Here is a 20,651-nt window from a genome sequence, read left to right as displayed (position 1 = left end):
AGCGCCTTCTTGTTGGCAGCCCACGATCTGCACCCCAGCCAAATACCTACGGCTTGAAATAGCGTTCCCTGACGGCCGCCACCGTGGCCTCGCGGAGCATGCCGATAAACAGCTGCTCCACATCGGTAAGCAGCTGGTTTTCCGGGGTGACCAGGTACACCTCGTTGACCGGCAGGTTGTCGTAGGGCGGCAGCTGGAACAGCAGCTTCTGCGCCACGAAGGGCTTGGCCCCCTCCACCGTCAGGGCGCCGAAGCCCAGGCCGGCGAGGATCAGCCGACGCACCTCCTCCTCGTTGGGCGACACCGCCACCAGGCGGCCCCAGAACTGCTGCTCGGTACGCACCGAGTTGACCGCGCTGAGGCCCTCGCCGGGCTGGTCGCTTTCGAAGGAGACATAGGCCAGGCCACGCATGTCCGCGGCCGTCAGCCCCTCGCGGCCGAACAGGGAATGGCGCGGGCCGCAGTAGAAGGCCATCTGCTCGTAGCCGAGCAGGTCGAAGTGCAGGCCGGTCTGGGCGGTCTTCTTGTTGCTGATGCCGATATGCAGACTGCCCCGGGCCACCGCGTCGACTATATCGGCGCTGGGCTGGGAGCTGAGGCTGATCAGCACATTGGGATAAAGCCGGTGGAACTGCGCCAGGCTGTCATCGAAAGGCTGGCAGCTGACATGGCTGGCGACCTGGATATGCAGCTCGCCGAGCACCGCCCCGGCCTCGCCGGCGTACTGCTCGGCCATCTTGTCGATGATGCTGCCGGCCGAGGAAATGTACTCGTACACCCGCAGGCCCTGCTCGGTCAGGGAGAACATGCCCTTCTTGCGCTGGATCAGGCGCATGCCCAGGTGCTCCTCCAGGCGCTTCAGGGCATTGCTGACGCTGGGCTGGCTGAGCGACAGCTTGCGCGCCGCGCCGGTGATGCTGCTTTCCTCGACTATCACTAGGAAGGTGTACAGCAGGTTCCAGTCCAGGTTGCGCAACAGGCGCTCACGGGGCGACAGCATGATCGGTAGCTCTCCCAGACAGGCCGTCATATCGGCCACTCCGGGGGCAACAGTGCACCGTGCTGCGCTCCGCGCGCAAGCCTGACCCCACGGGGCATGGCAGAGCACACCTCAGTCCAGATCATGGGCCAGCAGATCGCGGTACTCGCCACGGCGACGGATCAGCCGGCTGCCCTGCTGCAGATCCACCAACACCGCGGCGGCGGCTTGGCGACCACAGTACTGACTCATCATCTCCAGGGCATAGGCGCCCACGTCCAGCAGGGCGATCACATCGCCCATGGCAGTGGCCGCCGGCAACTCACGCAGGTTGGGCTGGTGCACCAGCACCTGCTCCAGCACCGCACGATGCTGGGCCAGAGCCGGTTCCTCGGCGATCAGGTCCGCCACTGCGCCCTCGCCCTCGATGTCGTAGTAGGTGTCGCTGCTGTCGCACAGCGGCCCGGCCATACGGCAATGGCGGGTGTCCCGGTCATCGGCGCGGGAGGCATTGAGCATGTGGAAGTACCAGCCGTTGTACAGGTCGAACAGCACGCTGTAGCCTGCGTCCAGGTAAAACACCGGGCGACCCTGGCGCTCCTTGCGGGCCTCGATGCGAGTCAGCAGGATCGCGGTATCGCTGACCATGCTGCGCCCCGGCTCGACGATCAGCTCGATCTGCTCGCCCAGGGCCTGGGCCATGGGTTTGATCAGATGTTCGGCGAGCAGGGTAAAGTCGATCTCGGTGCGGTAGTTGGCGCAATAGTGTGGTGCCACCGAATCGAAGTTCTCCCGTGAGCTGCTGTAGTTCTTCGGGAAGCCGCCGCCCAGATTCACATGCTCCAGCGGGTAAGGCAGGCGCTCGGCCACCTGGCGCACATAGTCGATGAGAAAGTTGGCCTCGGCCTGGTAGGCACCGATATCGGTGACCTGGGTGCCGATATGGGCATGCACCCCCACCAGCTTGAGCGCCTGCGGATGCTCAAGGATCAGTTCGATGGCCTCGGCCTGCTCGGCGGCGGTCATGCCGAACTTGGAGGTGGAGGTGCCGGTCTGCCAGCCGGCAGCGGCGCCGCCCTGGATCTCCGGGATGATGCGCAGGCTAACCCGCGCCTGCTGGCCCAGCTCACTGGCCACCGCGAGAATGCGCGCAAGCTCCGACAGCGAGTCCACGTTGATCGCCTTGATCCCGGCACCTATCACCTCACGCAGCTCGTCCACCTGCTTGGCCACACCGTTGAACACCATCTGCGCCGGGACGAAGCCGGCGATATGCGCCTTGTAGAACTCGCCGCCGGAGTTGACCTCCAGATCCAGACCGCAGTCCTTGAAGACCTTGAGCACCGCCAGGTTGGCGCAGGCCTTGCTGGCGAAACAAACCCGAGTCCTGGCATGCACGCGGCGGAAGTTGTCGAGAATATCCCGGGAGTTATCCCGCAGTTTGCTTTCCGAATAGACGAACAGTGGCGAGCCATAGCGCTCGACCAGTTCCAGAGCGTTGACCCCGTCGATCAGCAGCTGGTTGTGGGCACTCTCGAGGTGCTGCGGTCTTTTCCAGGGGTACAGGGAGACGACTTGGCTCATGCAATCACTCACTTAAACAAGGCAGTTGAAAAATCAGTATTGGCTGGCCAGCAGGCGGCGCAGGTTGTCCGATTGCGGGGCGTTGAACAGCTGTTCGGGGCTGCCCTGCTCCTCGATGCGGCCCTGGTGCAGGTACACCAGCTTGGACGACACCTCGCGGGCGAAGCGCATCTCATGGGTGACCATGATCATGGTGCGGCCTTCCTCGGCCAGCTCGCGGATCACCCGCAGCACCTCACCCACCAGTTCCGGGTCCAGCGCCGAGGTGGGCTCGTCGAACAGCATCACCTCCGGGTCCATGGCCAAGGCGCGGGCGATGGCCACCCGCTGCTTCTGCCCGCCGGACAGGCAGTCGGGGTACATCTGGCACTTCTCCAGCATGCCGACCCGGGCCAGCAGCTTCTTCGCCTGGGCCTCTACCTCGTGGCGATTGCGTTTGAGCACCAGGCAGGGGCCAAGCATCACGTTCTCCAGTACGGTCATGTGCGACCACAGGTTGAACGATTGGAAGACCATGGCCAGACGCGAGCGCACCCGCTCGATCTGCCGCTGGAAACGCCGCGAGCGCACGCCGCGTCGGTTGGTTCCCAGTTCAAGCTCCTCGCCGTGCACCCGCAGGCGGCCACTGTCGGGGAACTCCAGCAGGTTCATGCAGCGCAACAAGGTGCTCTTGCCCGAGCCGCTGGAGCCGATGATGCTGATCACGTCGTGCTTCTCGGCGGTCAGCGAGATCCCCTTGAGCACCTCGATACCGGCGAAGGTCTTGTGCAGGTCTTCCACCTGCAGGGCAGCGGTCTGGGGGTTGCTTGCAGTCATGGCGACACTCCGGCGGAGACCCGCTTTGCTGCGGGCAAAGTAGCGGGGGATGGGGCCTGGCGTACCCGCTGATGGCGGGTCAGGCACAGCTCCAGGCGACGCCAGAGCCAGACGAAAACGCTGGTCATCAGCAGGTAGAGCACGGCCGCCCACAGGTACACGGACAGGTCGAAGGTTTGCGAGAAGATGCGCCGGGTCTGGCCCATCACATCGAACAGGGTGATCACGCTGACCACCGCGCTGCCCTTGAGCAGCAGGATGATCTCGTTGCCCAGGGCCGGAAAGGCGATGCGGTAGGCATTGGGCAGGATGATCTTGCGGTACTGGTTGAAGCGCGACAGGCCCATGGCGATACCCGCCTCGATCTGCCCATAGGGCACCGCCCGCAGGCCGCCCCGGAGGATTTCCACCTGATAGGCCGTGGAGTTGAGGACGAAGGTCAGCAGCGCGCAGTAGTAGGGATCGCGGAAGAACCACCACAGCCCCAGCTGGTTCAGCTCGGTGCGGAACTGGCCCGAGCCGTAATACACCAGAAACAACTGGGCCAGCAGCGGCGTGCCACGGAAGAACGACACGAACAGGCGAATCGGCCAGCGCAGCAGACCGCGTTCGCTGCAGCGGGCAATAGCCAGGGGCAGGGCCAGGGCGCAGGCCAGCAGCGCGGCGATGGCAGTGAGTTGCAGGGTCAGGCCGGCGCCGGCCAAGAGCTGAGCGGAGAAGCGCGTAAGGATATCCATCATGCTGCCTGCCCTCCCGTGCGGTAGCCGCGGTTGGCGCGGCGCTCCATGCGTGCCAGCAGGCACTCGCAGAGCAGGCACACCAGCCAGTAGGCCAGGCACACCACGAGGAAGAACAGAAACGGCTTCTTGGTGGTGCCCACGGCGATATTGGCCATGCGCATCAGATCGCTGAGGGCGATCACCGACACCAGGGCGGTGTCCTTGAGCAGATTGACCCACAGGTTGCCCAGCCCCGGCAGGGCCAGGCGCAGCAGTTGCGGCAGCTCGATCACCCGGAAGATGGTCAGCCGGCGCAGGCCCATGGCCTGCCCCGCCTCGCGCTGGCCGCCGTCCAGGGCCTGCCAGGCGCCGCGCCAGACTTCGCTGGAATAGGCGGCGAAGACCAGGCCCAAGGCCAGCACTCCGGCGATAAATGGGCTCAGTTCGAGATAGCCGGCCGCCGGGTTGTACCAACGCAGCAGGGCGTTCAGGCCCATGCCCACGCCGTGGTAGATGATAAACAGGGTGAGCAGCTCGGGCAGGCCGCGCAGGGTGGTGCTGAAAGCCAGGGCCAGGGCGCGTGGCAGGCGCCCGCCGAACAGCGCCAGCGCCGCCACCAGCAGGCCCAGCAGCAGGCCAACCGGCAGGGTGGCCAGCGCCAGGCCCAGGGTTACCCCAAGGCCCTGCAGCAACTCGTCGCCCCAGCCGGCGTCACCGAAGCTCAGGTAGGTGAGCCAGTCCATAACAAATCCTCTTCTCGTTCAGCAGATGGGCAGTGCTTGGCTCACTGCTCCAGGGTCAGCAGATTGACCGAGAAGAACTTGTCGTTGATGGCCTGGTAGGTGCCATCGGCGATGATCGATGCCAGCGCCTGGTTAAGCTGCTGGCGCAGCTGCTCGTCTTCCTTGCGCAGCGCCATGCCGACGCCCTCGCCGACATATTTCGAGTCGCTGATCGGCGCGCCGGCCATACGGCAGCAGCTGCCATCGGTGGATTTCTGGGTCCAGTCGAGCATCGGGATCATGTCGCCGACCTGGGCATCCAGGCGCCCGGACACCAGGTCCAGGTTCACCGCATCCTGGGTCGGATACAGGCGCACGTCGGAGTCGGGGAACATGGCCATCAGGTAATCGGCCTGGGTGGTCGCGCCTTGGGCGCCGATGGTTTTGCCCGCCATGGCGGCCGGGCTGAAGTCCTTGAGTTCGGAATCCTTGGGCACCACGAAGGTCATCGCCGATTTCTGGTAGGGATCGCTGAAGGCGACCTTCTGCCGGCGCTCCTCGGTGATAAACATGGAGGCGATGATCACATCGTACTTGCGCGCCAGCAGCGCGGGAATGATGCCGTCCCAGTCCTGAGCCACCAGGCTGCACTTGGCCTGCATGCGCTCGCACAGGGCCTTGCCGATCTCGATATCGAAACCGGCCAGCTGGCCGTCGGCGGTGTAGTAGTTGAACGGCGGGTAGGCGCCTTCGGTGGCGATGCGCAGGGTCGGGCCTTCACTGGCCTGCGCGGCGCTGAGCGGTAGGGCACCGAGCATGGCGCAGAGCAACAGGGAGCGGAGAGTCTTATTCATCTTGTTTTCCTCTGAGAAGCGGATTTCGCTCTGATATCGGCTGTCACCCGGAAAGCCGACTTCACATCGCGCTGGCTGACCGCCTGGTCACCGCCGCGAAACCAGAATCCGCCCACCCATCGCATTGATCAAATGTATATTTATTATGTTATGCATAATCCTCAGCTATGTATCTATCCGCAAAAGCCTTGCTCTCGGCACCCTTCATTCAAGGCGGCACTGGGCTGTCGAGCCGCGCTTGATGCACATGACGCAGCCCCCTGCAGGCCCATGGCGAATACACCCCATGCAGCCTTTACAATGGCGCTTTGCCTCAGAGGTCCTGTCATGAACCATCCCCCTGCCTACGGCGTCGGCGATGCCTCCTACCAGGCCGCCGGCGGTATCGACGGCCTGCAGCGCCTGGTCGCCGACTTCTACCGGCTGATGGACCAGCAACCCGAGGCGGCCGACCTGCGTCGCCTGCATGGGGAAAGCCTGGAGCTGGCGCGGGACAAACTGACCTGCTTCCTCAGCGGCTGGCTCGGTGGTCCGAAACTGTTCCAGGAAAAATACGGCAGCATCGCCATTCCCGCCTTCCACACTCGGTGGCCGATAGACCAGCGCCTTAGCGAGATCTGGCTGAGCTGCATGGCCCGGGCCATTGCCCTGCAACCCTACGCGCCGGACTTCGCCGACTACCTGCTGGCCCAGCTGCGGGTGCCAGCCCAGCGTATCGTCCAGGCCAGTTCCAACCGCCACGGCGCGCACTAAAAGACCCGCATGACGACGTATGGATATCAAGCAACTGAAATACCTGATCGCCCTGGAGCAGACGCATAACTTCGGCCAGGCCGCGGCGCGCTGCCATGTCACCCAGCCGACCCTGTCCATGCGCTTGCGCGGCCTGGAAGAGGAACTGGGCCTGCCGCTGGTGCGCCGCGGTCAGCGTTTCGAGGGGTTTACCGCCGAAGGCGAGCGCATTCTGGCCTGAGCCCATAGCCTGCTGGCCGCCCATGACGGCCTGTATGCCGAGGCCTCGGCCTGCCGCGGCCAGCTGGTCGGCACCTTGCGCCTGGGCCTGGTGCCGCTGGGCGGGATCGACCCAATGCGCCTGCTCGGCCTGTTCGCCCGTCAGCACCCGAACCTGCGCTTCCAGCTGTTCGCCCTGAGCAGCGAAACCATTGTCGAGCGCCTGGCCAGCAACCAGCTGGACCTCGGCCTGGCCTACCTGGAACGCATCGACCGCGAGCGCTTCGATTGCCTGGAACTGGCCGACACCGGCATCGGCCTGCTGCACGACAGCCGCCACTTCGATATCGCCGAGGCCGAACTGGACTGGCAGGCGGTGGCTGCCCTGCCCCTGGGCCTGCTGTCCAGCGGCATGCATTTTCGCCAATCAGTCGACCACTGCTTGCGCAGCCGCGGCCTGAGCATTTGCGCCAGTTCGCTCTGAGCGCCGAGATGCTGTCGCCGGCGCGCCTTAGCCAGTAACGCGCCTGCGCCCGAGGTGACGCCCCAGGCGCTTTGCGGCACACTCGCCGGGCTGCCCAAGAGCCTGTTCCAAGGAGTCAGACCGCATGCCCCCTCGCCCCGATCCCGCCCTCGACAACTACCGGGCCATCGCCGACGCCATCGCCACGCTGTTCTACCCCCATGCCGAAGTGGTGCTGCACGACCTGCGCACACAGAAGGTCGACTACCTGGCCAACAACATCTCCAAGCGCGAGATCGGCGACGACTCGGCGCTGGAAGACCTGCTCAGCGCCGAGAGCGGCGAACACAACATCGGCCCCTACGAAAAGCTCAACTGGGACGGCCAGAAGATCCGCTCGGTCAGCACCGTGCTGCGCGACGACCAGGGCACACCGGTGGCCGTGCTGTGCATCAACCTGAACATCTCGCTGTTCGAGACCGCCAAGCAGGCGCTGGACCTGTTCCTCTCCTCGAGCAAGCTGGTGCCGCAGCCGGACGCGCTGTTTCGCGACGACTGGCAGGAACGCATCAACACCTTCCTGCACAACTGGCTGCGCCAGCGCCAGCTCGGCCTCAACCTGCTGACCCGCGAACACAAGCGCGAGCTGGTGGAAGCGCTGCACGCCGAAGGCGCGTTCAAGGGCAAGAGCGCCGCCAACTACGTGGCCAACGTGCTGAATATGGGGCGGGCGACGGTGTACAAGCACCTGAAGGAAATCAAGAGCGAAGCCTGACAGGCTGTTGAATAACTACTGCGCTCGGCTATACGGCGTTGAAATCAGCCTCAGAATGCTCATTTACACCTCGTAAACTCCGCTTCTTCGGCTGATTTCGCCTTGTCTAGCCTTCGCTCGTTACGTTTTTCAACAACCTGTTAAAACCCCTTACCTTTCGCCAGCCGGCACGCGGGACTGTCATGACACTGGAAACCTGGGAACTGCTCTCCTACATAGTCACGGTGGTGGCGCTGCCGTTCGCCATCGGCGTGTTCCTCTTCGAGCAGAGCAAGGAGCGCGAGAACGAGGAAGAAGCCACCTGGCAGCAGATTTCCGATGCCTACATCGACTTCCTCGAAGTGGTGCTGGCCAACCCCGACCTGCGCCTGCGCAGTCAGCACGCGACCCCGGACCTGAGCGACGAGCAGCGCGAACGCATGTGGGTGATCTTCGACATGCTGATCTCGCTGTTCGAGCGCGCCTATCTGCTGGTCTACGACGAGCACATGGACGACAAGAAACGCCGCCGCTGGCATTCCTGGGAGGACTACATGCGTGAGTGGAGCCGGCGCGAGGACTTCCGCGCGCGTCTGCCGGAGCTGCTGCGCGGCGAAGACCCGAATTTCGCCGAGCACATCCGCCGCCTGGCCGAGGAAGAGGTGCGACGCGGGCCGGCCTGATGCCCCAAACAGCAAAAAAGCCGTGCAATGCACGGCTTTTTTCTGCGTAACGACGATCAGTCGCCGTAGATATCCGACTTGAAGTATTTGCCCTGGATCTCCTGATACTTGCCATTGGCGCGGATGCTGTCGATGGCCTGATTGAGCTTGCCCACCAGCTCGGTATTGCCCTTGCGCACGGCAATCCCCGCACCCTCGCCGAAGTATTGCGGGTCCTTGAACTCCGGCCCGACGAAGGCGAAGCCCTTGCCGCGCGGGGTATCGAGGAAACCGATCTCCAGCGGAATGGAGTCGGCGAAGGTGCCGTCCAGGCGCCCGGCGAGCACATCCAGATAGATCTCGTCCTGGCTGGTGTAGCGCACGATAGTGGCGCCGGCCTTGGCCAGCACCGCCGAAGCGAAGCGATCGGCGGTGGAGCCGCGCTGCACGCCGATGTTCTTGCCCTTGAGGGCGCTGAACTGCTCATCCAGCACGAAGCCTTCCTTCATCACCAGGCGGCCCGGGGTGAAGTAGTACTTGTGGGTGAAATCGACCGAGTGCTTACGCTCCTCGGTGATGGTGATCGAGGACAGCGCGGCATCGATCTTGCGCACTTTCAGCGACGGGATCAGGCCGTCGTACTCCTGCTCGATCCACTGGCATTTGACCTTCATCTCAGCGCACAGCGCGTTGCCGATGTCGTAGTCGAAACCTTCGATCTGCCCGCTCGGGGTCTTGTAGGCGAAGGGTGGGTAGGCGGCTTCGATGCCGATGCGCAGGGCCTGTTCATCGGCGAATGAGGCGCTGGCGGCCAGCAGGCTCAGGGCAAGGCTGCCCAGCAGAACGAGTTTCTTCATGATGCGACTCCCAGGTACGGATAGGCACCCGCTGGCGGTGCCAGGCGGACAGGTGCGGTGGACGTTGATGGGCATGGCAGAAAAACGCATAGCCAGGGCGGGCTGGCGGAGAAAACGGCTGGATAGCTGGCGCTGAGTGATCATGGCTGGCCGCTGTTTTGTACTTATTAATCCATACTGTACTTAAGTGTGCAGACCTTCAACCCGGCGATCGCACGCACGCCCCCCAACAGCCGCAGACACCCAGGGCGCAGCGCAAACCGCTAGGCAAGGTCATACCCCAATTGGCTGTTGGGAGGCGTGGGTCTGGCAGGCGATGCCCGGGCAGGATGATTCGTAGGGTACCGATCCTGCTGGACGCTGGGGTCCAGGGCGGCAGCGCTGGTGGGTTACGCCGCGGCGCGGCTAACCAAAGCGGCGCTGAAGACGATGACGCCGTGGCTCAGTCGCGCCGCCAGCGCTCGGCGGCGCTCTGGTCGCTGCAACGGCCTTCGACCCAGCGCGGGCCTTCGGCGGTGTCTTCCTTCTTCCAGAACGGCGCGCGGGTCTTGAGGTAATCCATGATGAAGTTGCAGGCGTCGAACGCCGCCTGGCGATGGGCGCTGGCGGTGCCGACGAAGACGATCGGCTCGCTCGGCTCCAGACGACCGATGCGGTGGAGGATCTCGACCTTGAGCAGCGGCCAGCGCGCCTCGGCCTCGCTGGCGATCTTGGCCAGGGATTTCTCGGTCATGCCGGGGAAGTGCTCGAGGAACATCCCCGCCACGTCGCGGCCATCGTTGAAATCGCGCACGTAGCCGACGAAGCCGACCACCGCGCCGACGCCGACGTTCGCCGCGTGCATGGCATTCAGCTCGACGCCGGGGTCGAAGGCGGCTTGCTGCACCCGTATGGCCATCTCAGCCTCCCGTCACCGTGGGGAAGAACGCCACCTCGTCGCCATCCGCCAGGGACTCGTCGAGGCTGCACAGTTCCTGATTGCGCGCGCACATCAGGTTCTGCTCGCCGAGCACAGCCCACACCCCGCCACGCGCGAGCAGGTGCTGGCGCAGGTTGTCGAGACTGGCGAAGGCCTTATCCCAAGTAAGCTGCTCGCCGTCGATGCCGACTGCCTCGCGGTAACGGGCGAAATACTGCACGCGGATCATTGTTCGTCTCCGGCCTTGAAGTGGCCGCTCTTGCCGCCGAGCTTTTCCAGCAGGCGCACGCCCTCGATGAGCATGCCGCGATCCACCGCCTTGCACATGTCGTAGATGGTCAGGGCGGCGACGCTGGCGGCGGTCAGCGCTTCCATTTCCACCCCGGTCTGCCCGGCCAGCTTGCAGCGCGCCTGGATGCGCACGGCATCTTCGCCGCAGGCTTCGAGCTCGACCTTGACGCTGGTGAGCATGAGCGGATGGCAGAGCGGGATCAGCTCGGAAGTCTTCTTCGCCGCCTGGATACCGGCGATACGGGCCACGGCGAACACGTCGCCCTTGGGGTGTTCGCCGTCGACGATCATCCGCAGGGTTTCCGGGCGCATGCGCACCCGGGCTTCGGCCACCGCCTCACGGGAAGTCACCGCCTTGTCGGTGACGTCGACCATGTTGGCGCGGCCTTGGGAATCGAGATGGGTCAACACAGCGGGTCTCCTCGAGCGGGCCGGTGGGCGGCCCGCAGCAAGGAGATTGTATACAAAAACCGACGCCGGGCGGCGAGTGCCGTCCGGCGGTGCGAGGATACGGGGAAGAGGCAAAACGCCCCTCTCCCCCGGCCCCTCTCCCATAAATGGGCGAGGGGAGTCGTTACATGTTGGCTTCGGCGTACTCCGCCAGGATCGAGCGTGGCACCCCTTGCAGGGTGATGTGCACGCCGTGGGGGAAGTCCTTGAAGCGTTCGGTCAGGTAGGTCAGGCCGGAGCTGGGCGCCGACAGGTAGGGCGTGTCGATCTGCGCCAGGTTGCCGAGGCAGACCACCTTCGAGCCGGTACCGGCGCGGGTGATGATGGTCTTCATCTGGTGCGGGGTGAGGTTCTGGCATTCGTCGATGAGGATCAGGCTCTGCTGGAAGCTGCGCCCGCGGATGTAGTTCAGCGATTTGAACTGCAGCGGCACCTTCTGCAGGATGTAGTCGACGCTGCCATGGGTGCTCTCGTCCTCCATGTGCAGGGCTTCGAGGTTGTCGGTAATGGCGCCGAGCCAGGGTTCCATCTTCTCCGCCTCGGTACCCGGCAGGAAGCCGATTTCCTGGTCCAGGCCCTGCACGCTGCGGGTGGCGATGATGCGCCGGTAGCGCTTGCTGACCATGGTCTGCTCGATGGCCGCGGCCAGGGCCAGGATGGTCTTGCCGGAACCGGCGGCGCCGGCCAGGTTGACCAGGTGGATGTCCGGGTCGAGCAAGGCGTACAGCGCCAGCGCCTGGTAGATGTCGCGCGGGCGCAGGCCCCAGGCCTCCTGGTGCAGCAGCGGTTCCTGGTGCAGGTCGAGGATCAGCAGTTCGTCGGCCTTGATGCCCTTGATCCAGCCGACGAAGCCCTGGGCGTCGACGATGAACTCGTTGATGTGCACCGCCGGCAGGTTGTCGATCAGCTGCACGCGATGCCAGGTGCGGCCGTGATCCTGGCGGGTCTCGACCTTGCTGACGCGGTCCCAGAAGGAGCCTTCGAGGGTGTGGTAGCCGCGCGGCAACAGGGCAATGTCGTCGACCAGTTGGTCGGTGTGGTAGTCCTCGGATTCGATGCCACAGGCCCGCGCCTTCAGGCGCATGTTGATGTCCTTGGTCACCAGCACCACGGACACGCCCGGTTTGCGCGATTGCAGTTCCACCAGTTGGTTGATGATCTTGTTGTCGTTGAGGTCTTCCGGCAGCCAGGTCATCGGCTCGGCGCGCTTGCTCATCAGGATCGACAAGAAGCCGCAACTGCCACCAGTTTCCCGCGGGATGGGCACACCGAACTCGACCTGCTCGGGATTGGCGCCACCGAGGATCTTGTCGATCAGGCGAATGGCCTGCCGACATTCGGCGGCGACACCCAGCTTGCCGGCTTTCAGCTTGTCCAGTTCCTCCAGAACCGTCATCGGGATGGCGACGTGGTGCTCCTCGAAGTTGAGCAATGCGTTGGGATCGTGGATCAGGACATTGGTATCGAGGGCGTAGAGCGTCGGTGCGGTGGGGCTAGAGCGTCCGTGGTCATCCATACTCGGTCACCTTCTGGTAGGGCCAAGCGACGGAATGCCGTAACGGCGCTCCGCCGCGGAGAGGCCGCCGTCTTCTCGGGCCGCGGCGCGGGAAGATGCAAGCAAGGTATGGGCCGATGGCCGCCACCTGTGGTTGCAGGGATCGACGGTCTACCTCGTTAATACTCCAATGTGGATGACAGTAAAAAGCACTTTTTTCTCATGACCGGGCTTTTTTATCGGTGCGACGAAAAACCCTTGGCGCTGCCCGCCCGCCCCGTTACAGTCCGAAGTCTTACCCCCCGGCGCGATGCTCCTCGACGCCGCAGCGATTCACCTCCACCGTCACGTGCACCAGCTCGGAAAAGCCCGCCAGACAGGCCTTGTAGCGGTCCGCCGAGGTGTCGCCGTGGGTCACCAGAGTGAGAATGCAGGCGTATTGCGTGCGTCCGACCCGCCACAGGTGCAGATCGGTCACCTCGGTATCGTCCTCGCGCTCCACCGCGGTGCGTACCCGCCCCACCAGGGGGCTGTCCATCTCACGGTCGAGCAGCACCTTGCCGGTGTCGATCAACAGACCCTTGACCCATAGCGCGATGAGCAGCGAACCGACCAGGCCCATCAGCGGGTCCAGCCAGTTCCAGCCGAACAGTTTGCCACCGAGCAAGGCGACGATCGCCGCCACCGAGGTCAGGGCATCGGCCAGCACATGCAGGAAGGCCGCATGCCGGTTGAGGTCGCGGCCGATATCCGCCACCTGTTCGTGTTCGTGATCGTGATCGTGATCGTGATCGTGATCGTGATCGTGATGAGCATGACCGTGGCCATGGCCGTGCGCATGGGGATCGCGCAGCCACCAGGCCGACAACAGATTGACCGCCAGCCCTAGCCCGGCGACCCACAGCGCCAGATCGAAGGCGATCTGCGCCGGCGACCACAGGCGCCAGAGCGACTCCACCGCCATCATCACCACCACGACCACCAGCAGGATCGCACTGGCGAAGCCGGCGAGCACCTCGACCTTCCAGGTGCCGAAGGCGAAGCGCCGGTCCTCGGCATAGCGCCGGGCCAGCAGATAGGCCAGCGCGGTGAGGCCGATGGCGACCATGTGCGAGGCCATGTGCCAGCCGTCGGCGAGCAGGGCCATGGAGTTGAACCAGTAGCCGGCGGCGATCTCCACCAACATGGTCACGCTGGTCAGCGCGGCCACCCGCCAGGCCTGGCGCTCGGCGCTGGACTCCAGCGGGCGGTAATCGTGGGAAGGCTCCCAGCGTGAATGGTTGCAGGCCGTCATCTCGGCTCCTCATCAAGGCAGGCACTGATGAGATGGTATAGCCGCAAGCCACCAGAAAAAACGCCGCGACCGATCCATCTACGGATCGGTCACGGCGTTGAGAAGCTTCTCAGGCGGGCCCTGTAGGAGCGAATTCATTCGCGAACATGGCCACGCCACGTTGCCCCATCGCGAATGAATTCGCTCCTACAGATACGCGGCTGCGCTTAGTTGACGGCGCGGGTCCGGCCTTCCCAGTAGGGCGCGCGCAAATCCTTCTTGAGGATCTTGCCGGCGCCGGACAGCGGCATGCTGTCACGGAACTCGACGGTCTTCGGGCACTTGTAGCCGGCGATAAACTCGCGGCAATGGCTGCGCAGGTCTTCTTCGCTGGCCGTGGCGCCGGGCTTGAGGATGACCACCGCGTGCACCGCCTCGCCCCAGGTGTCGTGGGGAACGCCGATCACCGCACAGAGCGCCACCGCCGGGTGCTTGCCCAGGGCGTTCTCGACCTCGGCCGAGTACACGTTCTCGCCGCCGGTGACGATCATGTCCTTGACCCGGTCGACGATGAAGATATAGCCCTCGTCGTTCATCCAGGCGGCGTCGCCGGTACTGAACCAGCCATTCTGGATGGACTTGGCGGTTTCCTCCGGCTTGTTCCAGTAGCCCTGCATCAGCGACGGGCCCTTGATGAGGATCTCGCCGACACTACCGCGCGGCAGCTCCCGGCCCTGTTCGTCGGCAATCTTCAGCTGCAGACCGGCGATGGCCTTGCCGGCCGAGAGGTACAGACCGTTGGCACGCCCTTCGGGGCCATGGTTCTCATGCAGATTGAGCGTCACCACCCCGGCGTTCTCGGTCATGCCATAGGCGTGGGTGAACTCGACGCCGGCAGGCAGCAGTTCTATCGCCCGCTCGAGCACGGCGGCATTCATCGGTGCGGCGCCGTAGCTGATGCGCTTGAGGCTGCTCAGGTCGGTTTCGGCGAACTTGGGATGCGCTAGCAGGGCCTGGAGCATGGTCGGCACCAGCAGGGCTTCGGTGATTCGCTCGCGCTGAATGGTTTCCAGCACCTCGACCGGTTCGTAATAGGGCAGATAGGCATTCGCCGCGCCGGCGATCACTCGCTGGGCGACCAGTCCCATGCCAGCGACATGGAACATCGGCGAGGTGACCAGCACCAACGAATCAGTAGCCACCGGGCAGGCGGTCATGCGCATCATGGCGCAGGACCACAGGCCACGGTGCGACAGCATCACGCCCTTGGGCAGGCCGGTGGTACCGCCGGTGTACATGATCAGCGCCAGGTCGTCGCCGCCGTGCCAGCTGTCTTCCATCGGCGCGGAGTCGAGGATCAGGCGCTCGAACGACAGCATGCCGGGTGGTGTTTCACCGTCGCCGGCATGGATGATGATTGGCTTGCGCCGGGCAGTGGCGAGAATGTTCTCGACCAGCGGCAGGTGGTGGTCGTCGACGATCAGGACCTTGGTGTCACAGTCATCCAGCGAATAGACGATCTCCGGCACGCTCCAGCGGAAGTTCACCGGGTTGAGCACCGCGCCCATCCACCAGCCGGCCAGCATGTATTCCTGGTAGCGGTCGGAGTTGAACGCCAGCATGCCGACCCGCTCCCCCGCCTGCAGGCCCAGGCCACGCAGCCCGGCCGCCAGGCGCGCGACGCGGTCGACCAGCTCGCGATAGGTACGGCGCCGGCCGCGGAAGATGGTGGCGACTCGCTCGGGAGTCATCTGCAGGGAAATGTGCAGGCCATGGGTCAGGTGCATGGGGAAACCTCAACGGCGTTGTTCTTATGGACGGTCAGCATCCTAAGAGCATATTCCCATCGGAGGCATGGCCCGAACGAATGATAGCGACCGGTCCGCCGGCATGGTCCAAACGAACCAGGGCCCTGACGCGCCAAGGTACATGGGCGGTCGCCGGTGGGGTCAGTTGACGCCCTTGGCTTTGCCTTTCCAGTAGGGCTCGCGCAGGTCGCGCTTGAGGATCTTGCCGGCGCCGGACAGCGGCAGGCTGTCACGAAACTCGATGCTCTTCGGGCACTTGTAGCTGGCGATTAACTCGTGGCAATGCCGGCGCAGCTCAGCGTCGCTGGCCGTGGCGCCGGGCTTGAGGGTGACCACCGCGTGCACCGCCTCGCCCCAGATATCGTGGGGGATGCCGATCACCGCGCACATGGCGATCGCCGGATGCTTGGCCAGGGCGTTCTCGACTTCCGCCGAATAGACGTTCTCGCCGCCGCTGACGATCATGTCCTTGACCCGGTCGACGATGAACACATAGCCCTGCTCGTCCATGTAGGCGGCGTCGCCGGTGTACAGCCAGCCGTCCTTGAGCGCCTTGGCGGTCTCCTCCGGCTTGTTCCAGTAGCCCAGCATCACGGTCGGGCCCTTGCAGATGATCTCGCCGACCGTGCCGCGCGGCACTTCGTCGCCCTCGGCGTCGACGATCTTCGCCGTGAGCCCGACGAGCGGCCGGCCGGCGGAACGGTACAGGCCACTGGCGCGGGCCTCCGGGCCGTGGTTCTGCGGCGGGTTGATGGTGATCACCGGCGAGTTCTCGGTGAGTCCGTAGGTGTGGTAGAAGCTCGCCTGCGGCAGCACTTCCAGCGCCTGCTCGAGCACTGCGGCGTTGATCGGCGAGGCGCCGTAGGCGATGCGCTTGAGGCTACCGAGGTCGAACTCCTTGAAACGTGGGTTGGCCAGCAGGGCCTGGAGCATGGTCGGCACCAGCATGATCTCGGCGACCTTCTCGCGCTGGATGGTCTCCAGCACCTCGATCGGCTCGAAGAACGGCACATAGGCGTTCGCCTCGCCCTGGATCACCCGCGCGGCGACCCGCGACAGGCCGGCGGTGTGGAACAGCGGGGCGACGTTCAGGCACAGGGTGTCGTGCAGTGGCTCCAGCTCGGCCATGCGCATCAGCGCGCTGGTCCACAGGTTGGCGTGCGACAGCATCACCCCCTTGGGCAGGCCGGTGGTGCCGCCGGTATAGAGGATCACCGCGAGGTCATCGCCGCCGCGCCAGCTGTCCTCGAGCGGCGCGGAATCGAGGATCAGTCGCTCGAACGACAGCATACCGGCCGGCGCTTCGCCCTCGTCGGCGTGAATCAGGATCGGCTTGCGCTTCGCCCCGGCGACGATCGCCTCGACCAGCGGCAGGTGGGCGTTGTCGACGATCAGCACGCCGGTGTCGCAATCATCCAGCGAGTAGACGATTTCCGGCGCGCTCCAGCGGATATTCACCGGGTTGAGCACCGCGCCGGCCCACCAGCCGGCGAGCATGTATTCCTGGAAACGGTCGGAGTTGAGCGCCAGCATGGCGATCCGGTCCCCCGCCTGCACGCCCAGCTCGCGCAGGCCGCCGGCCAGGCGCGCGACGCGCTCGCCCAGTTCGCGGTAGGTGCGATAACGCCCACGATAGATGGTCGCCACCTTCTCGGGGGTCATCTGCAGCGATGTATGCAGGCCTTGTGTCAGGTGCATGGATCAACCCTCAACTGTTGTTTTTGTCTGAGTCGAACATCCTAGAACCACCCCGGCCGGCGGGCATGGCCCAAAGGGCTGATAGTTCGCCGGGACGGGACGTGGTCCGAACGAACCACTAGCTCCCGCGGCTCAAGGCCGCCACGGGCCAATGCGGGTGATGCCCGGCGGCATGCTGCGTCGGGCGAATGGCGCGCGCCGTTGGATTCAAGCCGGTAGAATCCGCCGACGCGTTCAGGAGTAGCCCCATGCTGATGGTGATTTCCCCGGCCAAGACCCTCGACTACGAGACGCCGCCGGTCACTTCCCGCTTCACCCAACCCGAATTTCTCGACCACGCCCAGGAGCTGATCGGCCAGTTGCGCGAGCTGACGCCGCTGCAGATCGCCGAGCTGATGCACCTGTCGGACAAGCTCGCCGGGCTGAATGCCGCGCGCTTCGGCAGCTGGCATCCGCAGTTCACCCCACAGAACGCCAAGCAGGCGCTGCTGGCCTTCAAGGGCGACGTCTACACCGGCCTGCACGCCGAGGACTTCAGCGACGCCGACTTCGACTTCGCCCAGGCGCATCTGCGCATGCTCTCCGGCCTGTACGGCGTGCTGCGGCCGCTCGACCTGATGCAGCCCTACCGCCTGGAGATGGGCACCAAGCTGGCCAACGCCCGCGGCAAGGACCTCTACGCCTTCTGGGGCGAACGCATCAGCGGCTGGCTGAACGAGGCGCTGGCCGCCCAGGGCGACGAGGTGCTGCTCAACCTGGCGTCCAACGAATACTTCGGCGCGGTGAAGCGCAAGGCCTTGAACGCACGGATCATCGACACCGAGTTCAAGGACCTGAAGAACGGCCAATACAAGATCATCAGTTTCTACGCCAAGAAGGCCCGCGGCCTGATGGCCCGCTATGTGATCAAGCAGCGCCTGAGCGACCCCGAGGGTCTGAAGGACTTCAACGACCAGGGCTATCGTTTCTCCGCCAAGGACTCCACCGCGGACAGCCTGGTGTTTCTGCGCGACGCCCCACCGGCCTGAGCCAAGCTCCTATCCTGCGCACACCGAATGATGCTCCCGTAGGATGGGTTGAGGCGCGCAGCGACGCTACCCATCGAGCCAATGCCGATGGGTATCGCTTCGCTCAACCCATCCTACGGACTGCGCGACGCGCCGCCGGCCTGAGCGCAGCGGATGATGCTTCCGTAGGATGAGTTGAGGCGTGCAACGACGCTACCCATCGAGCCGATGCCGATGGGTATCGCTTCGCTCAACCCATCCTACGGACTGCAGAGTCCTTCTCCCCGCGCCTCCAGCCCTAGGTCCGCCACGCACCAGCGTGGCGCCAGCGCCGAGGGCCAGTCCCGTCCCTCCGCCGTCAGCCCGTCGCCTCCACATGAGTGGGCGAACTCCTGTGGCCCCCGAGTTATTCCCTGCAAACCTCGCGAAGAAGTTCTTGTCCCGCCATTTTTTTCCATGGCAACTTCGGCCACGTTTGCATACTGGCAAAAAGTCACCTCCATTAGTTCAGCCCAGGCAATTAGCGGCCTGACGATAAAGTGCCAGCAATATGCAATTGCTTATTTCAGCCAAGTTAATTAATGGCCATTCAAAAAAGCCTGACGAACGGTCATGAACTAACTTTCAGCAATTCCGCTCATAGCCCCGCAACAAGAATTTATGAACTGCCAAAGTGCCAGCAAAATAACTTCAAGCCGTAGTTGCTGGAGCAATAATGATGGCACTTAGGCAACTATGAAGCCCTGGTTAAAATTCAGGAGAAAATGCACCAGAAGTAGACCACCAGCAGCCTAAGCACGGCGCAGCGCCCCATAGCGGAGCGCCCCGCCATATTTCCCAGGGCAGAACCTCCAACAACATGCCCAACTTGAGCGCCAACTACCCGGCGCTCCGAACTTATTATGCCTGCGTTCGGCCGTTTAATTATTAACCCGGACGCCAGAAAGGAGTCGGATTCATAAATCCGACATATTAGCGGCGTGATAAATGAACAAGGTGAACACAATGCGCATCAGCATTTTTGGTCTTGGCTACGTCGGTGCAGTATGTGCCGGTTGCCTCTCTGCACGTGGTCATGAAGTGATCGGCGTGGATATATCCGCCACCAAGATCGACCTGATCAACAAGGGCAAATCGCCCATCGTCGAACCCGGTTTGGAAGAGCTTCTGCAACAGGGCATCCAGTCCGGCCGCCTGCGGGGCACCACCGATGTGGCCGCGGCGATTGCCGCCAGCGAACTGTCGATGCTCTGCGTCGGCACGCCGAGCAAGAAGAATGGCGACCTGGAGCTCGATTACATCGAATCGGTCTGCCGGCAGATCGGCGCAGTCCTGCGTACCAAGAGCGAGCGCCACACCGTGGTGGTGCGCAGCACGGTGTTGCCGGGCACGGTGAAGAACGTGGTGATCCCGATCCTCGAGGACTGCTCCGGGAAGAAGGCCGGGGTCGACTTCGGCGTCGCGGTGAATCCCGAGTTCCTGCGCGAAAGCACGGCGATCAAGGACTACGACTTCCCGCCGATGACGGTGATCGGCGAGCTGGACAGCCGCTCCGGCGATGTTCTGGAAGCCATCTACCGCGAACTGGACGCGCCGATCATCCGCAAGGACATCGAAGTCGCCGAGATGATCAAGTACACCTGCAACGTCTGGCACGCCACCAAGGTGACCTTCGCCAACGAGATCGGCAACATCGCCAAGGCCGCCGGCGTCGATGGCCGCGAAGTGATGGACGTGGTCTGCCAGGACCACACGCTCAACCTGTCCAAGTACTACATGAAGCCCGGCTTCGCCTTCGGCGGCTCGTGCCTGCCCAAGGACGTGCGCGCCCTCACCTACCGCGCCGGCCAGATGGACGTCGAGGCGCCGCTGCTCGGCTCGCTGATGCGCAGCAACGAGGCGCAGGTGCAGAACGCCTTCGACATCATCGCCAGCCACGACAAGCGCCGGGTCGCCCTGCTCGGCCTCGCCTTCAAGGCCGGCACCGACGACCTGCGCGAAAGCCCGCTGGTGGAACTGGCCGAGATGCTCATCGGCAAGGGCTATGACCTGAGCATCTACGACCGCAACGTCGAATACGCACGGGTCCACGGGGCGAACAAGGACTACATCGAATCGAAGATTCCGCATGTGTCCTCGCTGCTCAACAGTGACCTCGACAGTGTGGTCGAGCGCGCCGACATCATCGTCCTCGGCAATGGCGACGAGCGCTTCCGTGCCTTCGCCCAGCAAGTGCCGGAAGGCAAGCAGATCGTCGACCTGGTCGGCTTCATGGCCCAGCCCAGCGGCGCCGGCCGCGAAGGCATCTGCTGGTAAGCCACTAGAAGGTGGCGGTCGCGCCCGGCTAAC

Annotated in this window: 19 protein-coding genes and 1 pseudogene; 6 read left to right on the top strand and 14 right to left on the bottom strand. The window is 64.2% G+C overall.

Features of this window, described 5'->3' with window-relative positions:
• Window positions 1-46 precede the first annotated feature (46 nt).
• The 6 genes from D3880_RS05705 to D3880_RS05680 form a co-directional block, all read right to left on the bottom strand.
• On the bottom strand, window positions 47-1,000 hold the full coding sequence (locus D3880_RS05705; RefSeq protein ID WP_119892528.1) for a LysR family transcriptional regulator: 954 nt from the start codon (window positions 998-1,000) through the stop codon (window positions 47-49).
• Between the two features lie 111 nt (window positions 1,001-1,111).
• The gene (lysA, locus tag D3880_RS05700) at window positions 1,112-2,563 is read right to left on the bottom strand and encodes a diaminopimelate decarboxylase (RefSeq protein WP_119892527.1); all 1,452 of its coding nucleotides are present in this window, start codon (window positions 2,561-2,563) and stop codon (window positions 1,112-1,114) included.
• A 33-nt stretch (window positions 2,564-2,596) separates the two neighbouring features.
• Window positions 2,597-3,379, bottom strand: coding sequence for an ATP-binding cassette domain-containing protein (locus D3880_RS05695; RefSeq protein WP_119892526.1), 783 nt, complete (start codon window positions 3,377-3,379; stop codon window positions 2,597-2,599).
• Window positions 3,376-4,119 (bottom strand): ABC transporter permease, encoded by a 744-nt coding sequence (locus D3880_RS05690; protein WP_119892525.1) that lies wholly within the window; start codon window positions 4,117-4,119, stop codon window positions 3,376-3,378. The genes D3880_RS05695 and D3880_RS05690 overlap by 4 nt, the downstream gene beginning before the upstream one ends.
• Complete coding sequence (locus D3880_RS05685; RefSeq protein WP_119892524.1) at window positions 4,116-4,841, bottom strand: ABC transporter permease; 726 nt, start codon at window positions 4,839-4,841, stop codon at window positions 4,116-4,118. Before D3880_RS05685 ends, D3880_RS05690 begins: the two co-directional genes overlap by 4 nt.
• A gap of 41 nt (window positions 4,842-4,882) precedes the next feature.
• Window positions 4,883-5,674 (bottom strand): ABC transporter substrate-binding protein, encoded by a 792-nt coding sequence (locus D3880_RS05680; RefSeq protein ID WP_119892523.1) that lies wholly within the window; start codon window positions 5,672-5,674, stop codon window positions 4,883-4,885.
• 327 nt (window positions 5,675-6,001) lie between these two features.
• Here D3880_RS05680 and D3880_RS05675 point away from each other — a divergent pair, with 327 nt between their 5' ends.
• The 4 genes and pseudogenes from D3880_RS05675 (at window position 6,002) to D3880_RS05660 (ending at window position 8,525) form a co-directional block, all read left to right on the top strand.
• On the top strand, window positions 6,002-6,427 hold the full coding sequence (locus tag D3880_RS05675) for a group II truncated hemoglobin (RefSeq protein ID WP_119892522.1): 426 nt from the start codon (window positions 6,002-6,004) through the stop codon (window positions 6,425-6,427).
• 19 nt (window positions 6,428-6,446) lie between these two features.
• Window positions 6,447-7,088: pseudogene (locus D3880_RS05670) on the top strand (LysR family transcriptional regulator); the annotation flags it as partial.
• Window positions 7,089-7,233: 145 nt separating this feature from the next.
• Window positions 7,234-7,863: a helix-turn-helix transcriptional regulator gene (locus D3880_RS05665; RefSeq protein WP_119892521.1), complete on the top strand. Its 630-nt coding sequence runs from the start codon at window positions 7,234-7,236 to the stop codon at window positions 7,861-7,863.
• 182 nt (window positions 7,864-8,045) lie between these two features.
• A complete protein-coding gene (locus tag D3880_RS05660; protein ID WP_119892520.1) occupies window positions 8,046-8,525 on the top strand; it encodes a hypothetical protein in 480 nt (159 codons plus the stop codon).
• 56 nt (window positions 8,526-8,581) lie between these two features.
• Here the strand turns inward: D3880_RS05660 and D3880_RS05655 are convergent, their stop codons facing one another.
• The 8 genes from D3880_RS05655 to D3880_RS05620 all read right to left on the bottom strand — a co-directional run bounded on the left by D3880_RS05655 (window position 8,582) and on the right by D3880_RS05620 (window position 17,295).
• The gene (locus tag D3880_RS05655; protein ID WP_119892519.1) at window positions 8,582-9,361 is read right to left on the bottom strand and encodes an ABC transporter substrate-binding protein; all 780 of its coding nucleotides are present in this window, start codon (window positions 9,359-9,361) and stop codon (window positions 8,582-8,584) included.
• 442 nt (window positions 9,362-9,803) lie between these two features.
• Entirely contained in the window at window positions 9,804-10,259 is a 456-nt protein-coding gene (gene moaE / locus D3880_RS05650; RefSeq protein ID WP_119892518.1) for a molybdopterin synthase catalytic subunit MoaE, read from the bottom strand.
• 1 nt (window position 10,260) lies between these two features.
• Window positions 10,261-10,509 carry a MoaD/ThiS family protein gene (locus D3880_RS05645; protein ID WP_119892517.1) on the bottom strand — a complete coding sequence of 83 codons (249 nt, stop codon included), beginning with the start codon at window positions 10,507-10,509 and terminating at the stop codon, window positions 10,261-10,263.
• The gene (gene moaC, locus D3880_RS05640) at window positions 10,506-10,982 is read right to left on the bottom strand and encodes a cyclic pyranopterin monophosphate synthase MoaC (protein WP_119892516.1); all 477 of its coding nucleotides are present in this window, start codon (window positions 10,980-10,982) and stop codon (window positions 10,506-10,508) included. The genes D3880_RS05645 and moaC overlap by 4 nt, the downstream gene beginning before the upstream one ends.
• Window positions 10,983-11,145: 163 nt before the next feature.
• Window positions 11,146-12,537, bottom strand: a complete 1,392-nt coding sequence (locus D3880_RS05635; protein ID WP_119892515.1) for a PhoH family protein — start codon at window positions 12,535-12,537, stop codon at window positions 11,146-11,148.
• Window positions 12,538-12,811: 274 nt separating this feature from the next.
• A complete protein-coding gene (gene dmeF, locus D3880_RS05630; RefSeq protein ID WP_119892514.1) occupies window positions 12,812-13,810 on the bottom strand; it encodes a CDF family Co(II)/Ni(II) efflux transporter DmeF in 999 nt (332 codons plus the stop codon).
• A gap of 206 nt (window positions 13,811-14,016) precedes the next feature.
• Window positions 14,017-15,576 carry a long-chain-fatty-acid--CoA ligase gene (locus tag D3880_RS05625; RefSeq protein ID WP_119892513.1) on the bottom strand — a complete coding sequence of 520 codons (1,560 nt, stop codon included), beginning with the start codon at window positions 15,574-15,576 and terminating at the stop codon, window positions 14,017-14,019.
• Between the two features lie 162 nt (window positions 15,577-15,738).
• Window positions 15,739-17,295 carry a long-chain-fatty-acid--CoA ligase gene (locus D3880_RS05620; RefSeq protein ID WP_119892512.1) on the bottom strand — a complete coding sequence of 519 codons (1,557 nt, stop codon included), beginning with the start codon at window positions 17,293-17,295 and terminating at the stop codon, window positions 15,739-15,741.
• A gap of 248 nt (window positions 17,296-17,543) precedes the next feature.
• Between D3880_RS05620 and yaaA the strand changes: the two genes are divergently transcribed.
• A complete protein-coding gene (gene yaaA / locus D3880_RS05615; RefSeq protein ID WP_119892511.1) occupies window positions 17,544-18,323 on the top strand; it encodes a peroxide stress protein YaaA in 780 nt (259 codons plus the stop codon).
• Between the two features lie 984 nt (window positions 18,324-19,307).
• Window positions 19,308-20,618: a GDP-mannose 6-dehydrogenase gene (gene algD / locus D3880_RS05610; protein ID WP_119892510.1), complete on the top strand. Its 1,311-nt coding sequence runs from the start codon at window positions 19,308-19,310 to the stop codon at window positions 20,616-20,618.
• Window positions 20,619-20,651 lie beyond the last annotated feature (33 nt).

Origin of the sequence: Pseudomonas cavernae (assembly GCF_003595175.1) — a bacterium.
Lineage (GTDB): Bacteria > Pseudomonadota > Gammaproteobacteria > Pseudomonadales > Pseudomonadaceae > Aquipseudomonas > Aquipseudomonas cavernae.
The sequence above is the reverse complement of the archived record's forward strand: the minus strand, read 5'-3'. Positions and strand labels throughout refer to the sequence as shown.

Excerpts from the sequence above, each read along its gene's own strand:
- D3880_RS05705 (WP_119892528.1), bottom strand. The coding sequence starts at position 1,000 with ATGCTGTCGCCCCGTGAGCGCCTGTTGCGCAACCTGGACTGGAACCTG.
- lysA (WP_119892527.1), bottom strand. The coding sequence starts at position 2,563 with ATGAGCCAAGTCGTCTCCCTGTACCCCTGGAAAAGACCGCAGCACCTC.
- D3880_RS05695 (WP_119892526.1), bottom strand. The coding sequence starts at position 3,379 with ATGACTGCAAGCAACCCCCAGACCGCTGCCCTGCAGGTGGAAGACCTG.
- D3880_RS05690 (WP_119892525.1), bottom strand. The coding sequence starts at position 4,119 with ATGATGGATATCCTTACGCGCTTCTCCGCTCAGCTCTTGGCCGGCGCC.
- D3880_RS05685 (WP_119892524.1), bottom strand. The coding sequence starts at position 4,841 with ATGGACTGGCTCACCTACCTGAGCTTCGGTGACGCCGGCTGGGGCGAC.
- D3880_RS05680 (WP_119892523.1), bottom strand. The coding sequence starts at position 5,674 with ATGAATAAGACTCTCCGCTCCCTGTTGCTCTGCGCCATGCTCGGTGCC.
- D3880_RS05675 (WP_119892522.1), top strand. The coding sequence starts at position 6,002 with ATGAACCATCCCCCTGCCTACGGCGTCGGCGATGCCTCCTACCAGGCC.
- D3880_RS05665 (WP_119892521.1), top strand. The coding sequence starts at position 7,234 with ATGCCCCCTCGCCCCGATCCCGCCCTCGACAACTACCGGGCCATCGCC.
- D3880_RS05660 (WP_119892520.1), top strand. The coding sequence starts at position 8,046 with ATGACACTGGAAACCTGGGAACTGCTCTCCTACATAGTCACGGTGGTG.
- D3880_RS05655 (WP_119892519.1), bottom strand. The coding sequence starts at position 9,361 with ATGAAGAAACTCGTTCTGCTGGGCAGCCTTGCCCTGAGCCTGCTGGCC.
- moaE (WP_119892518.1), bottom strand. The coding sequence starts at position 10,259 with ATGGCCATACGGGTGCAGCAAGCCGCCTTCGACCCCGGCGTCGAGCTG.
- D3880_RS05645 (WP_119892517.1), bottom strand. The coding sequence starts at position 10,509 with ATGATCCGCGTGCAGTATTTCGCCCGTTACCGCGAGGCAGTCGGCATC.
- D3880_RS05635 (WP_119892515.1), bottom strand. The coding sequence starts at position 12,537 with ATGGATGACCACGGACGCTCTAGCCCCACCGCACCGACGCTCTACGCC.
- dmeF (WP_119892514.1), bottom strand. The coding sequence starts at position 13,810 with ATGACGGCCTGCAACCATTCACGCTGGGAGCCTTCCCACGATTACCGC.
- D3880_RS05625 (WP_119892513.1), bottom strand. The coding sequence starts at position 15,576 with ATGCACCTGACCCATGGCCTGCACATTTCCCTGCAGATGACTCCCGAG.
- D3880_RS05620 (WP_119892512.1), bottom strand. The coding sequence starts at position 17,295 with ATGCACCTGACACAAGGCCTGCATACATCGCTGCAGATGACCCCCGAG.
- yaaA (WP_119892511.1), top strand. The coding sequence starts at position 17,544 with ATGCTGATGGTGATTTCCCCGGCCAAGACCCTCGACTACGAGACGCCG.
- algD (WP_119892510.1), top strand. The coding sequence starts at position 19,308 with ATGCGCATCAGCATTTTTGGTCTTGGCTACGTCGGTGCAGTATGTGCC.